Source organism: Pseudomonas sp. SYWMCR5, from assembly GCF_057197165.1.
In genome coordinates this window covers 327,281-340,572 of sequence record NZ_JBXUNH010000002.1, presented here as the reverse complement: position 1 = coordinate 340,572, position 13,292 = coordinate 327,281, and the positions used below count along the sequence as shown (strand labels likewise).

Here is a 13,292-nt window from a genome sequence, read left to right as displayed (position 1 = left end):
TCGAAACTCAACAACCGGCCAACAGAAGTTCTCTGGGAACACACAACTTTCAATCCTTCGCGCGCTGTATCGGGCGTTCCGGCGCCTTCGCGGGCAGTCGAGGCGCCGAACCGCCGCGCCTGCAGCAGGTGGTGACCTGTCTGCAGGTGCGGATTCATCAATCAACGCTGCTCGAACACCGGATACGACGCCTGCTCGATCGCTGCCATGGCCTGCGCCTCGGTCATCACACCGGACTCGGCCAGGATCGCCAGCAGCGAGCGCCCTTCACGCACCGACTGACGCGCCAGTTTGCTGACCTGGGCATAACCCAGGCGCGGCACCAGGGCCGTCGCCACCGCCATCGAATCGGTCAAATGCGCCAGGTTGCGGGCTTGGTCAGCCTGGATGCCGGCCACGCACTTTTCACGAAAACGCTGGATGCCCTGAGTGAGCAAGGTGATGCTGTCGAACACTCGCGAGGCCACCACCGGCTCGAAATGGTTGATCTCGAGCTCGCCGTACTGCACTGCCTGAGCCACTGCCACATCGTTGCCGATGATCGCGAAGCTCAGCTGGATCATCGCCATCGGCAGCACCGGATTGACCTTCCCGGGCATGATCGAGGAGCCGGCCTGGGCTTCGGGCAGCTTGAGTTCGCCCATGCCGCCCACCGGCCCCGACGATAGCTTGGTCAGGTCGGCGGCGATTTTCGCCAGCGAGGTGGCGCAGGTACGCAGCTCACCAGATACGCGGCCGAACACATCCATGTTCTGCATCGCATCGAAGGGGTTGGCTGGCGCCTGGTAGGCGACACCGGTGATCTTCACCAGATGCCGGTAGACCGCCGCGCGGTAAGCCTTCGGCGCGCCGAAACCGGTGCCGATGGCGGTGCCGCCCAAAGGCAGTGTGTGCAGCTTTTCACGCACGGCAACCAGTTCGTCGGCCAGGCGGTGAGTCAGCGCGGCGTACCCCCCGAACAACTGCCCCAGACGCATGGGCTGGGCGTCCTGCAGGCAGGTGCGGCCCAAGTGCAGGATATCGGCGAACTGCAGCGCCTTGGCATCGAACACCTGGGCCAGCAGGCGCACCTGCTCGATCAGCCCGGCAAGCATGGCGTGGGTGGCGATCTTCAATGCCGCCGGGTACACGTCGTTGGTGGACTGGGAGATGTTGACGTGGTCGTTGGGGTGAACCACCTCATAGCTGCCCGGCGCATGGCCGAGGAACTGCTGGGCACGGTTGGCGATGACTTCGTTGAAGTTCATGTTGGTCGAGGTGCCGCCTGAGCCCTCCAGCAGATCGACGATCAGCGAGTCGTCGCATGCACCGGCCATCACCGCCTGGCAAGCTTGGGCAATGGCGTCGGCCTGGGCCTGGGCAATCACGCCGCATTCATGGTTGGCCAGCGCAGCGGCCCACTTGCACTGGGCAAAGGCATCACGAAAGGCCGGGTAATGGGCGATGCTCAGCGGCGACACGCTCAGGTTGTCGAAGCCGCGCAGCGAGTTCACGCCATAGAGTTTGTCGGCGCCAATTCGCACTTCGCCCACATAGTCCTGCTCGACGCGTGTATCGAGGCGATCAAAAGTACTCACGGGTATTTCCCTCTTCGAATTTGACTAATGCCTCGACGCCCTTGCCCAGCGCCACAAGCCGCGGCAGGAAGGCATCGAGGATGACAGCACGCGCCGACTCGCAGGCATCTGCGAAGAAGGCGCCGTATTCGTTGCGCCGCGCCACCAGATAGAGCGAGCGCTCCAGGCTCAGCTCAGGCGTCAGGTGCGCGGCGACGTTGTCGACCCAGGGCATGGCCTGCAGAAAGCACATCGGGCTGGTCACCGCCCAGCCGATGCCTTCGGCGACCATTGCGGTCAGGGCGTCGGCGTTGTCCAGCTCCAGGCGGTTGGGCACCCGCACATTGAGGCCGCGCAGGTGCCGCTCGATCTGCAGGCCGACCTGCGACAGGCGATTGAAACGCACCACCGGCAACACATTGGCCAGCGCCCGCACATCGTCGAGGCTGTGCAGCTCTCGCCCCAGCGCCTTGGGCGTAATCACGAAATAGCGCTCGGTGAACAAGCGATAGCGGATCACGTCGTTGGCATCCATCAGCGGATCGCTGGTGACGATCAGGTCCAGGTCGCGGCGCAGCAACGACTCGCCCTGCTGCGGGCTGAGGCCGGTGCGCACCGACAACTGCGTGACCTGGCCAAGCATCTGGCGGGTGAACATCGAGCCACAGGTAGCGGCGAAGGAATCGACCAGGCCAATGCGCAGGTCGGGTTTGACCCCGCGCCCGGCATCGAGCACCTGCGCCTTGAGATTGGACAACTCCTCGCTGAGCAGCGCGCCCCGGTTGCGCAGGGCCAGGCCGAACGTAGTCAGGGTCAGCGGCCGCGTGGTGCGGTCCACCAGCACCACGCCAAGATCGTCCTCCAGCTGGCGTACCAACTGCGACACCCCGGATTGGGAGATGCCCATGCGACTGGCCGCACCGGACATGCTGCCCTCCTCGGCCACAGCGATGAACACCTGGACCGCGTACATGTCGATGAGTCTGTTGCCAGGCATGCTCAAGCTCCCGTGTTGATGATCAATGGGCGTTCAACGGCCGTTCTTCCGGCTTGCCGGCACCATCGTCCGGCGTCACCGCTGCCAGGCGCTCCTGGCTGGTTTCCGGGGCGAACAGGTGGCAGAACACACCACCAAACAGCAGCACCCCGACGCACACGCCCAGCGCCGTGTGCCCCCCCAGATGCTGCACGGCGATCGGCAACAGGAAGGTGGCGAACGCCGAGCCGAAGCGGCTGGCGGCCACGGCCAGGCCGATGCCCGAAGCACGCAGGTGGGTGGGGAACAGCTCCGGCGGGTAGACGAACTCCAGGTTGACCGCTGCCGCAAGCACGCAAGCAAAGAAGCCAAACGCGATGATGGTGCCCAGCGCCCCGAAGCTGGCCCAGGCCAGTACGGCCAGGCCCACGGCGCTCAGATAGAAGGTGCCGATCAGGAAGCTGCGGCGCGAAATGCGGTCGATGATCAGCAGGCCGAACAATGCGCCAAACATCAACAGCACGTTGTAGACCAGGCCGCCGACGAACTTGTCCTGCACGTTCAGTGCTTCGAGCACACGCGGCGCGAAGGTGCCCAAGGCGAAGAACGGAATCACCTGGCAGGTGTAGAACACGCAGCCGACCAGGGTGTTCTTGCGCCAGCGGCGGCTGAACAGCTCGCTGAAGCTGCCGCGTTGCTGCGCCGCTGCCGGTGGTGCGGCAGGCAAGGTCACGTGCGCACCGAACCTGGCCTGGACGATGGTCAGCGCCTCGGCACTGCGACCGCGCGCCATCAGCCAGATCGGCGACTCCGGCACACCCAGGCGCAACGGCAGGATCAACAAGGCCGGCACGCCGCTCAAGGCCAGCATCAGGCGCCAGGCGTCCGGGCCGATATCACGAATGGCGAAGCCCACCAGGTATGCGGCGACATAACCTGCGGCCCAGGCGGCGGCCAGGACACTCAACAAACGCCCGCGATAACGGCGTGGGGCGAACTCGGTGACCAGCGACTTGCTCACCACATAGTCGAACCCCAGCACCAGTCCGAGCAGCAGGCGCAGTGCCAGAAGTTGCTCGGGGGAAGTAACGAAGAACTGCGAAGCTGAAATAACCGCGAACAGCAACATGTCCCAGGCAAAAATACGGCGCCTGCCGAACTTATCGGCCAAGGGCCCTGCAAACAAACTGCCGAGAAACAGACCGGCCAGTGACGCCGCGCCTAGCAAACCCATCCATAGCGCATTCAATTGCAACGGCCCCGCCGCCATGCTGACCGCGATGCCGATAATCCCTAGCACGAATCCGTCACTGAATTGACCGCCCGTACCACTGAACACCGTCTTGAGATGAAAACGGCTGAGTGGGAGGTCTTCGAACGAAACTTGGCTACTCATTCGTGTCTCCACTTGCTTCTTGTAGTTGTGAGCCGGCTCGGGTGGCCGGTTGCGAATGAGTCTACGGTCACAACTTCAGCAAAACAGCAGGTGCACTGACAGTATCAAGAATGCTGATAGTGTAAGCCGCAATTGTTGATGAAGCCGGGCATCCGATATGCGGTCGCTCGTCTGGCAATTACTGGCAGGGGGAACTCTGGCCAATGGCCTCATCTCTTAATTGCATGCACGAGATCCCTTGGGCTGTAATGCTTCTGGAGGACTGATCATGCGTTATTCACTGCTTGTTCCCGCACTGCTGCTGTGCATCCCCGCAGGGTCCGCTCTGGCCCGCGTCGACGCGGGCGACGTGGCCACCTCGGCAGGTGTTTCTGCTTCGCTCTACTCCACGTTCAAGGATGACAAACGGATCATCCCGGCACGCGACGAACTGTCTGCGTTCGTGGCCAGTGGCGGCGCGATTCGCGGAGCCTATGTGGAGTCGGCGCTGGAGCAGGTGCGCAAGAGCCATCCTGGGTTGCAGGTCAGTGATGAAGAGCTGGCCAAGGCGCTGCTGTCGCAGGATGAGGTTGTCGCGGACCATTGATGCCGGTGGTGCTCTTTTCGCGGGCATTGGATTGCCTTTGCAGGGGCAACCTTGCCCGCGAAAAGAACAGCCGTGATCTCAACCTTATCCCCGCCACTGTGAAGGGCTCACCCCAGTCTTGCGCCTGAACACTCTGGCCAGCGCCGAAGGGCTCTGATACCCCACCTCATCCGCCACCAGAGCCAGCGGCCTGCCCTCGCGGATACGCTTCTGCGCAAGGCCGATACGCCAATCCGCCAGGTAGTCCCCCGGCGTGCTGCCCACCACCGTCCGAAAGTGCGCGGCAAAGCTCGCCCGCGACATCCCCGCCAAGGATGCCAGCGCCTCCACAGTCCAGCTGTGCGCAGGGGCGTCATGCATCGCCACCAGCGCCCGCGACAAGCGCTTGTCGGCCAGCCCCGCCAACATGCCCGAAGCCATCTGGCCCTCCCCGAGCAACTGCCGCAACAGCTGGATCACCATCAGCTCGAACAACCGGTTGAGCACCAGTTCGCGACCGCAGTCGTCGCCGGAGGCTTCAGTGAACAGCCAGTCGCTGCTGGCCTGCAGCCCGGTCAGGGCGCTCAGCGGGCTTACCAGCGCGTCCGGCAGTGCACGGGTCAGCGGATTGTCCGGGCCGCCGGTGAAATCCAAGGTGGCGCAGACCAGCTCGGCATTGTCCGCCTCGCTGGCCAGCAGTTGGTGGGACTGAGGGCGTACCAGCAAAATCAGGCTGGGCTCTTCCAGCACCTGCTCCTGGCCGGCCGGCCCCCTGAAACGCAAGCGACCTGCGCGCAGCAGATGCACATGACCACTGCGCTGCTCGCCTTCGAAGCGCGAGATGCCGCAGAAGCCGCCCTGGTGGAAGGTCGAGGCGTGGAAGTCGAAATGGTTGAGCAACGTGGCGAGGCGGTCCATGGCAGGTCCAGCTTTAGACGATCAGTCGCATAAGCTGGACGATCTGAACCCGAATAGCAATTCCTGCTGGGTAATCTGTACCCAAGCTTGAACAACAAGCTCCCCACTCAGACAGGAGATTCACCATGACTCGCATCGCCGCCCTGACCCTCGAACAAGCCCCTGAAGCCGCCCGCCCTGCCCTGCAAGGCGTGGAAAAAGGCCTGGGCTTCCTGCCCAACGCCTTCGCCACCATGGCCCACTCCCCAGCCGCACTCAACGGCTACATGGCCTTGGCCCAGGCCATGGGCAAGAACAGCCTGACCCCGGCCGAACGCGAGGTCGTGGCACTGGCTGCTTCCCAGGTCAATGGTTGTGAGTACTGCGTGGCCGCACACAGCTTCTTCGGCGGCAAGTCCGGGCTGAGCGAGGCCGATATGCAGGCCGCACGCGCCGGCACCCTGAATCCGGTGGCCGTGCTTGCCCGCGCGGTAACGCTGAACCGCGGCCAGGTGCCCGACGGTGTGCTGGCCGAAGTGCGCGCCGGTGGCCTGGACAATGCGCGGATCGTCGACGTGATCGCCCAGGTGACGCTGCTGACCCTGACCAACTACCTGAACAACGTGGCCCGGACCGAAGTGGACTTCCCACCACGCGGGGCCTGATCGGCCAGCAGAACAGCCCTCTCGCGGGACAGCCCGCGACAGGGCTCGCCCTGCCACAGCACACTTTCAAAAGAACCCTGAAAGTCTAACTTCCATAACGATGTTTTTCAGCCAAACCACGTTAGCTAAGGTATGCCCATCGCTCATCGATACCCAAGGAACCCCCCCATGAAAGCCATCGTCTTCACCGAACACGGTCTGCCCATCGACAGCGACCAGGCCCTGTTCGACAGCGAACTGCCCCGCCCCACCCCAGGCCCACGCGACCTGCTGGTGGAGGTCCAGGCCATTTCAGTCAACCCGGTCGACACCAAGATCCGCGCCGGCGCCGGCAAGACGGCCCCGCGGGTACTGGGTTGGGATGCGGTCGGGACCGTCCGTGAAATCGGCACCGAAGTCACCCTGTTCCAGCCCGGTGACCAGGTCTATTACGCCGGCGCCATCGATCGCCCCGGCAGCAACAGCCAATTGCACCTGGTCGACGAACGCATCGTCGGCCACAAGCCCCGCAGCCTGGACAACGCCAGCGCCGCAGCATTGCCGCTGACGTCGATCACCGCCTGGGAATTGCTGTTCGACCGACTGGGCGTCCCTGAAAACGGTGGCCACGGCCAGAGCCTGCTGATCATCGGCGCGGCCGGTGGCGTGGGTTCGATCCTGCTTCAACTGGCACGCCAACTCACCGGCCTCACCGTGATCGGCACCGCCTCGCGCCCCGAAACCCGTCAGTGGGTGAGCGAGCTGGGCGCGCACCATGTGATCGACCACAGCCAGCCGCTGGTCGAGCAACTGAACGCCATTGGCTACCCCGAGGTCGACCTGGTGATCAGCCTGACCCACACCGATAGTCACTTTGCGCAACTGATCGCGGCGCTGCGCCCGCAGGGCAAGCTGGCGCTGATCGACGATCCGGCCAGCCTCGACGTGGTGCCGCTCAAGCGCAAATCGCTGTCGCTGCACTGGGAGCTGATGTTCACCCGTTCGCTCTATCAGACCAGCGACATGATCAAGCAGCACGAATTGCTGGAGCGGGTGGCGAAACTGATCGACGATGGTGTGCTCAAGACCACGCTGGGTGAGCATTTCGGCACCATCAATGCCGCCAACCTGCGTCGCGCCCATGCGCTGATCGAAAGTGGACGGGCCAAGGGCAAGATCGTGCTGGAAGGGTTCGAGGACTGATTTCGCCATGTGGTGAGGGGGGGCGCGGGCACGTCGAACACTGCGCCCCTCACTGCCACATGTGTCGCCATCGATAAACAGGCTCGACATATCATTCCGCGTGATAATGACCTTCGCGCCATTCGATTCGTTCCTGTAACGCAACACACTCATGATCCGCCCACTATCAATACAGTGGCGGAGTTCTCCATGGAATATTCATTCAAGGCCCTGCGCTATCCCCTCGCTGCCCTGGCAGTGGCGGTGATCAGCGCTTGCGGTAAAACCCCCGACGCCATGCAGGCTCCCGCCGCCCCCAAGGTGAGCGTGGCCAAGGTGATCGAGCAGCCGATCAACGAATGGGATGAGTTCACCGGACGCCTGGAAGCCCCGGAAACCGTGGAAGTCCGCCCGCGCGTCTCCGGCCAGATCGACTTGGTGGCCTTCACCGAAGGCGCCCAGGTCAAGAAAGGCGACCTGCTGTTCCAGATCGACCCACGCCCGTTCCAGGCTGAAGTCCGTCGTCTCGAAGCCCAATTGCAACAGGCCAAGGCCACCGCCATCCGCAGCGCCAACGAAGCCCGCCGTGGCGAGCGCCTGCGCGACAGCAACGCCATCTCCGCCGAGCTTGCCGAATCGCGCAGCAGCGCCGCCGCCGAAGCCCGCGCCGGGGTGGATGCGATCCAGGCCCAGCTCGACCTGGCCCGTCTGAACCTGAGCTTCACCCGGGTCACCTCGCCGATCAGTGGCCGTGTCAGCCGCGCCGACTTCACCGCTGGCAACATCGTCACCGCCGACGTCACCCCGCTGACCAGCGTGGTCTCCACCGACAAGGTCTACGCCTACTTCGACGCCGACGAGCGCGTGTACCTCAAGTACACCCAGCTTGCCCGCCAGGGCCAGCGCGGCCAGGCCACCCCGGTGTACCTGGGCCTGACCAACGAGACCGGCAACCCGCACCTGGGCCAGATGAACTTCGTCGACAACCAGGTCAACCCGCGCACCGGCACCATCCGTGGTCGCGCCGTGTTCGACAACAGCGACGGCCAGTTCACCCCGGGCCTCTACGCCCGCCTGAAGCTGGTCGGCAGCGCCAAGTACGACGCCGTGCTGATCAATGACGAAGCGGTCGGCACCGACCTTGGCAAGAAGTTCGTGCTGGTCATGGACAAGGACAACAAGGCCGCCTACCGCGCGGTGGAACTGGGTCCGAAGCTCGAAGGCCTGCGTATCGTGCGCAGCGGCCTGAGCAAGGACGACCGCATCGTGGTCAAGGGCCTGCAGCGTGTGCGCCCAGGCTCGCCGGTCACCCCGGAGGAAACCCCGATGGCCAGTGAAGAAACCCTCGCCACCCTCGCCCGTCAGCGCCAGGCGCTGGAAGCCAGCAATCCGGCACCGGCGGTGGCAGGTTCGAACGTGAAAGTCGCCAGTGCCCAGGCACCGCGCGGTTAAGGGACAACATCGATGAACTTCTCGAAATTCTTCATCACCCGCCCGATCTTCGCCGCCGTGCTGTCGCTCGTGTTGCTGATCGCCGGTGGCATCTCGCTGTTCCAGTTGCCGATCAGCGAATACCCGGAAGTAGTGCCACCGACCGTGGTCGTGCGCGCCAACTTCCCAGGCGCCAACCCCAAGGTGATCGGCGAAACCGTCGCCGCACCGCTTGAACAAGCCATTACCGGTGTCGAGAACATGCTGTACATGTCCTCGCAGTCCACCGCCGATGGCAAGCTGACCCTGACCATCACCTTCGCCCTGGGTACCGACCTGGACAACGCGCAGGTGCAGGTACAGAACCGCGTGACCCGGACCCAGCCCAAGCTGCCCGAGGAAGTGACGCGCATCGGTATTACCGTCGACAAGGCATCGCCCGACCTGACCATGGTCGTGCACCTGACCTCGCCGGACCAGCGCTACGACATGCTCTACCTGTCCAACTACGCCATCCTCAACATCAAGGATGAGCTGGCGCGCCTGGGCGGTGTCGGTGACGTGCAGCTGTTCGGCATGGGCGACTACTCCCTGCGTGTATGGCTGGACCCGAACAAGACCGCCTCGCGCAACCTGACGGCCAGTGACGTGGTCGCGGCGATCCGCGAACAGAACCGCCAGGTCGCCGCCGGCCAATTGGGCGCTCCGCCCGCCCCCGGCTCGACCAGCTTCCAGTTGTCGATCAACACCCAGGGCCGTCTGGTCAGCGAGGAAGAGTTCGAGAACATCATCATCCGCGCCGGTGCCGATGGCGAAATCACGCGCCTGAAAGACATCGCCCGGGTCGAACTGGGCTCCAGCCAGTACGCCCTGCGCTCGCTGCTGAACAACCAGCCGGCGGTGGCGATCCCGATCTTCCAGCGCCCAGGCTCCAACGCCATCGAGATCTCCGACGAAGTGCGGGCGAAGATGGCCGAACTGAAGAAGGACTTCCCGGAAGGGATGGACTACAGCATCGTCTATGACCCGACCGTGTTCGTGCGCGGCTCGATCGAAGCGGTGGTGCACACCCTGTTCGAAGCCCTGGTGCTGGTCGTGCTGGTGGTGATCCTGTTCCTGCAGACCTGGCGCGCCTCGATCATCCCGCTGATGGCCGTACCGGTCTCGCTGATCGGCACCTTCGCGGTGATGCACCTGTTCGGCTTCTCGCTCAACGCGCTGTCGCTGTTCGGGCTGGTACTGGCGATCGGTATCGTGGTGGACGATGCCATCGTCGTGGTGGAGAACGTCGAGCGCAACATCGGCCTGGGCCTGCAGCCGATGGAGGCCACGCAAAAAGCCATGAGCGAGGTGACCGGCCCGATCATCGCCACCGCCTTGGTACTGTGCGCGGTGTTCGTACCAGCGGCGTTCATTTCCGGCCTTACCGGGCAGTTCTACAAGCAGTTCGCCCTGACCATCGCCATCTCGACCGTGATCTCGGCGTTCAACTCGCTGACCCTGTCGCCGGCCCTGGCTGCGGTACTGCTCAAGGACCACCATGCGCCCAAGGACCGCTTCTCGCGGTTCCTGGAAAAACTGCTGGGTAGCTGGCTGTTCAAGCCGTTCAACCGCTTCTTCGACCGTGCCAGCCACAGCTACGTCGGCGGCGTGCGCCGGGTCATCCGCTCCAGCGGCATCGCCCTGTTCGTCTACGCCGGCCTGATGGGCCTGACCTACCTGGGCTTCTCGTCCACACCGACCGGCTTCGTTCCGGCGCAGGACAAGCAGTACCTGGTGGCCTTCGCCCAGTTGCCTGACGCCGCCAGCCTCGACCGCACGGAGGCAGTGATCAAGCGCATGAGCGAAATCGCCCTCAAGCAACCGGGCGTTGCCGACTCGGTGGCCTTCCCGGGCCTGTCGATCAACGGCTTCACCAACAGCCCCAACAGCGGCATCGTGTTCACCCCGCTCAAGCCGTTCGACGAGCGCAAGGACCCGAGCCAGTCGGCACAGGCCATCGCGGCAGCGCTGAACGCGCAGTTCGCCGATATCCAGGACGCCTACATCGCGATCTTCCCGCCGCCACCGGTACAGGGGCTGGGCACCATCGGCGGTTTCCGCCTGCAGATCGAGGACCGCGGCAACCTGGGCTACGAGGCGCTGTACAAGGAAACCCAGAACGTCATCGCCAAGAGCCGCAGCGTGCCTGAGCTCGCCGGGTTGTTCACCAGCTACCAGGTCAACGTGCCGCAGGTCGATGCTGCCATCGACCGGGAAAAGGCCAAGACTCATGGCGTGGCGATCACCGATATCTTCGACACCCTGCAGGTCTACCTGGGCTCGCTGTACACCAACGACTTCAACCGCTTTGGCCGGACCTACCAGGTCAACGTCCAGGCTGAACAGCAGTTCCGTCTCGACGCCGAGCAGATTGGCCAGTTGAAGGTGCGCAACAACCTGGGCGAGATGATCCCGCTGGCGACCTTCCTCAAGGTCAGCGACACCTCCGGTCCCGACCGCGTGATGCACTACAACGGTTTCATCACCGCCGAAATCAACGGTGCCGCTGCCCCAGGCTACAGCTCTGGCCAGGCCGAGGCGGCGATCGAGAAGCTGTTGAAGGAGGAACTGCCCAACGGCATGACCTACGAGTGGACCGACCTGACCTACCAGCAGATCCTCTCGGGCAACACCGCGCTGTTCGTGTTCCCGCTCTGCGTACTGCTGGCGTTCCTGGTGCTGGCTGCCCAGTACGAAAGCTGGAGCCTGCCGCTGGCGGTGATCCTGATCGTACCGATGACCCTGCTGTCGGCCATCACCGGGGTGATCATCTCCGGGGGTGACAACAACATCTTCACCCAGATCGGCCTGATCGTACTGGTGGGCCTGGCGTGCAAGAACGCGATCCTCATCGTCGAGTTCGCCAAGGACAAGCAGGCCGAGGGCCTGGATCCACTGGCCGCCGTGCTGGAAGCCTGCCGCCTGCGTCTGCGTCCGATCCTGATGACCTCGATCGCCTTCATCATGGGTGTGGTGCCGCTGGTGTTCTCCTCCGGTGCCGGTGCCGAGATGCGTCATGCCATGGGCGTGGCGGTGTTCTCGGGGATGATCGGGGTGACCGTGTTCGGCCTGTTCCTGACGCCGGTGTTCTTCAACCTGATCCGCCGTCACGTCGAACGTCGCCAGGCCCGCAAGGCCGAGCGTGTGCAAGCGCTGGAGAATCATGCATGAACCTGCTCAAACCCCTGACTCCTAGCCTTCTGGCGCTGGCCCTGGCGGCCTGCGCGGTGGGCCCGGACTACAAGACCCCAGATACCCAGCCTGCGCGTTTCGATACTGAAACACCGGCCAAGGCCCTGGACCGCAGCCGCTTCGAAAGCAGCTGGTGGAAGCAGTTCGACGACCCGACCCTGAACCAGCTGGTGCAGGCATCGCTGCAGGGCAACCGTGACCTGCGCGTGGCCTTCGCCCGCCTCAAGGCCGCACGCTCGATCCGCGAGGACGTCTCCAACGATGACCTGCCGGTGGTCACCAGCCGCGCCAGCAGCGACATCGGCAAGGGCCAGATACCAGGCCAGACCGAGCGCCGCGTCAACAGCGAGCGCTACGACCTGGGCCTGGACATGGCCTGGGAGGTCGACCTGTTCGGCCGTATCCAGCGTCAGATCGAGGCCAGCAAGGCTCAGGAAGACGCCGCCGAAGCCGACCTGCAACAGTTGCAGGTCAGCCTGATCGCCGAGCTGGTGGACGCCTACGGCCAGCTGCGTGGCGCCCAGTTGCGCGAAAAGATCGCCCTGGCCAACCTCAAGACCCAGGAAGACTCGCGCAGCATCACCGTGACCCTGCGCGACACCGGGGTCGGCAACGAGCTGGATGTGGTGCGTGCCGATGCCCGCCTGGCGGCGGTCGAGGCCACCGTGCCGCAACTGCAGGCCGAGCAGGTGCGGGCGCGCAACCGTATCGCCACCCTGCTGGGTGAGCGCCCGGACGCGCTGAGCGTGGACCTGTCGCCCAAGCAACTGCCGGCCATCGCCAAGGCCCTGCCCGTCGGCGATCCAGGCGAGCTGCTGCGCCGCCGCCCGGACATCCGTAGCGCCGAGCGCCAGCTCGCCGCCGCGACCGCCAATGTGGGCGTGGCCACGGCCGACCTGTTCCCACGGGTCAGCCTGAGCGGCTTCCTTGGCTTTACCGCCGGACGCGGCTCGCAGATCGGTTCCTCCGCGGCCAATGCCTGGGCACTGGGCCCGAGCATCAGCTGGGCAGCCTTCGACCTGGGCAGCGTGCGTGCCCGTCTGCGCGGCGCCAAGGCCGACGCCGAAGGCGCGCTGGCAACCTACGAGCAACAGGTATTGCTGGCACTGGAAGAATCGTCCAACGCCTTCAGCGACTACGGCAAGCGCCAGCAACGGCTGCTGTCGCTGATCCGCCAGAGCGATGCCAGCCGCAAGGCCGCTGACCTCGCGTCGGTGCGCTACCGCGAAGGCACGGTGGATTATCTGGTGTTGCTCGATGCCGAGCGTGAAAAGCTTGCGGCCGAGGATGCCCAGGCCCAGGGCGAAGTCGACCTGTATCGCGGCATCGTCTCGATCTACAAAGCGTTGGGCGGTGGCTGGCAGCCTGAGACCGTGGCCAGCGTGAAGTAAACCCGCCCGACCTGTTTCAA

At 64.4% G+C, this 13,292-nt stretch carries 10 protein-coding genes; 6 read left to right on the top strand and 4 right to left on the bottom strand.

Going from position 1 to position 13,292, the window contains the following annotated elements; all coding sequences use genetic code 11:
* Positions 1-161: 161 nt before the first annotated feature.
* Genes AC2CGW_RS07460 through AC2CGW_RS07450 form a run of 3 tightly spaced genes read right to left on the bottom strand, consistent with a single transcriptional unit; the run spans position 162 to position 3,928 of the window.
* Positions 162-1,577: an aspartate ammonia-lyase gene (locus AC2CGW_RS07460; RefSeq protein ID WP_186664466.1), complete on the bottom strand. Its 1,416-nt coding sequence runs from the start codon at positions 1,575-1,577 to the stop codon at positions 162-164.
* Positions 1,564-2,553 carry a LysR family transcriptional regulator gene (locus AC2CGW_RS07455; RefSeq protein ID WP_186664464.1) on the bottom strand — a complete coding sequence of 330 codons (990 nt, stop codon included), beginning with the start codon at positions 2,551-2,553 and terminating at the stop codon, positions 1,564-1,566. The genes AC2CGW_RS07460 and AC2CGW_RS07455 overlap by 14 nt, the downstream gene beginning before the upstream one ends.
* A gap of 22 nt (positions 2,554-2,575) precedes the next feature.
* Positions 2,576-3,928, bottom strand: a complete 1,353-nt coding sequence (locus AC2CGW_RS07450) for an MFS transporter (protein ID WP_484573780.1) — start codon at positions 3,926-3,928, stop codon at positions 2,576-2,578.
* 268 nt (positions 3,929-4,196) lie between these two features.
* Between AC2CGW_RS07450 and AC2CGW_RS07445 the strand changes: the two genes are divergently transcribed.
* Positions 4,197-4,514 carry a DUF2388 domain-containing protein gene (locus tag AC2CGW_RS07445; RefSeq protein ID WP_186664460.1) on the top strand — a complete coding sequence of 106 codons (318 nt, stop codon included), beginning with the start codon at positions 4,197-4,199 and terminating at the stop codon, positions 4,512-4,514.
* An 84-nt stretch (positions 4,515-4,598) separates the two neighbouring features.
* Here the strand turns inward: AC2CGW_RS07445 and AC2CGW_RS07440 are convergent, their stop codons facing one another.
* Positions 4,599-5,411 (bottom strand): AraC family transcriptional regulator, encoded by an 813-nt coding sequence (locus tag AC2CGW_RS07440; RefSeq protein ID WP_484573779.1) that lies wholly within the window; start codon positions 5,409-5,411, stop codon positions 4,599-4,601.
* Between the two features lie 125 nt (positions 5,412-5,536).
* Here AC2CGW_RS07440 and AC2CGW_RS07435 point away from each other — a divergent pair, with 125 nt between their 5' ends.
* From AC2CGW_RS07435 to AC2CGW_RS07415, 5 genes are all read left to right on the top strand, one after another.
* Complete coding sequence (locus AC2CGW_RS07435) at positions 5,537-6,055, top strand: carboxymuconolactone decarboxylase family protein (RefSeq protein ID WP_186664457.1); 519 nt, start codon at positions 5,537-5,539, stop codon at positions 6,053-6,055.
* Positions 6,056-6,223: 168 nt separating this feature from the next.
* A complete protein-coding gene (locus tag AC2CGW_RS07430; RefSeq protein ID WP_186708308.1) occupies positions 6,224-7,237 on the top strand; it encodes a zinc-binding alcohol dehydrogenase family protein in 1,014 nt (337 codons plus the stop codon).
* Between the two features lie 189 nt (positions 7,238-7,426).
* On the top strand, positions 7,427-8,668 hold the full coding sequence (gene mexE, locus AC2CGW_RS07425) for a multidrug efflux RND transporter periplasmic adaptor subunit MexE (RefSeq protein WP_186664453.1): 1,242 nt from the start codon (positions 7,427-7,429) through the stop codon (positions 8,666-8,668).
* 12 nt (positions 8,669-8,680) lie between these two features.
* The gene (locus AC2CGW_RS07420) at positions 8,681-11,860 is read left to right on the top strand and encodes an efflux RND transporter permease subunit (RefSeq protein ID WP_186664451.1); all 3,180 of its coding nucleotides are present in this window, start codon (positions 8,681-8,683) and stop codon (positions 11,858-11,860) included.
* A complete protein-coding gene (locus AC2CGW_RS07415) occupies positions 11,857-13,272 on the top strand; it encodes an efflux transporter outer membrane subunit (RefSeq protein ID WP_484573778.1) in 1,416 nt (471 codons plus the stop codon). The genes AC2CGW_RS07420 and AC2CGW_RS07415 overlap by 4 nt, the downstream gene beginning before the upstream one ends.
* The last annotated feature ends 20 nt before the right edge of the window (positions 13,273-13,292 follow it).

Excerpts from the sequence above, each read along its gene's own strand:
- AC2CGW_RS07455 (WP_186664464.1), bottom strand. The coding sequence starts at position 2,553 with ATGCCTGGCAACAGACTCATCGACATGTACGCGGTCCAGGTGTTCATC.
- AC2CGW_RS07450 (WP_484573780.1), bottom strand. The coding sequence starts at position 3,928 with ATGAGTAGCCAAGTTTCGTTCGAAGACCTCCCACTCAGCCGTTTTCAT.
- AC2CGW_RS07445 (WP_186664460.1), top strand. The coding sequence starts at position 4,197 with ATGCGTTATTCACTGCTTGTTCCCGCACTGCTGCTGTGCATCCCCGCA.
- AC2CGW_RS07440 (WP_484573779.1), bottom strand. The coding sequence starts at position 5,411 with ATGGACCGCCTCGCCACGTTGCTCAACCATTTCGACTTCCACGCCTCG.
- AC2CGW_RS07435 (WP_186664457.1), top strand. The coding sequence starts at position 5,537 with ATGACTCGCATCGCCGCCCTGACCCTCGAACAAGCCCCTGAAGCCGCC.
- AC2CGW_RS07430 (WP_186708308.1), top strand. The coding sequence starts at position 6,224 with ATGAAAGCCATCGTCTTCACCGAACACGGTCTGCCCATCGACAGCGAC.
- mexE (WP_186664453.1), top strand. The coding sequence starts at position 7,427 with ATGGAATATTCATTCAAGGCCCTGCGCTATCCCCTCGCTGCCCTGGCA.
- AC2CGW_RS07420 (WP_186664451.1), top strand. The coding sequence starts at position 8,681 with ATGAACTTCTCGAAATTCTTCATCACCCGCCCGATCTTCGCCGCCGTG.
- AC2CGW_RS07415 (WP_484573778.1), top strand. The coding sequence starts at position 11,857 with ATGAACCTGCTCAAACCCCTGACTCCTAGCCTTCTGGCGCTGGCCCTG.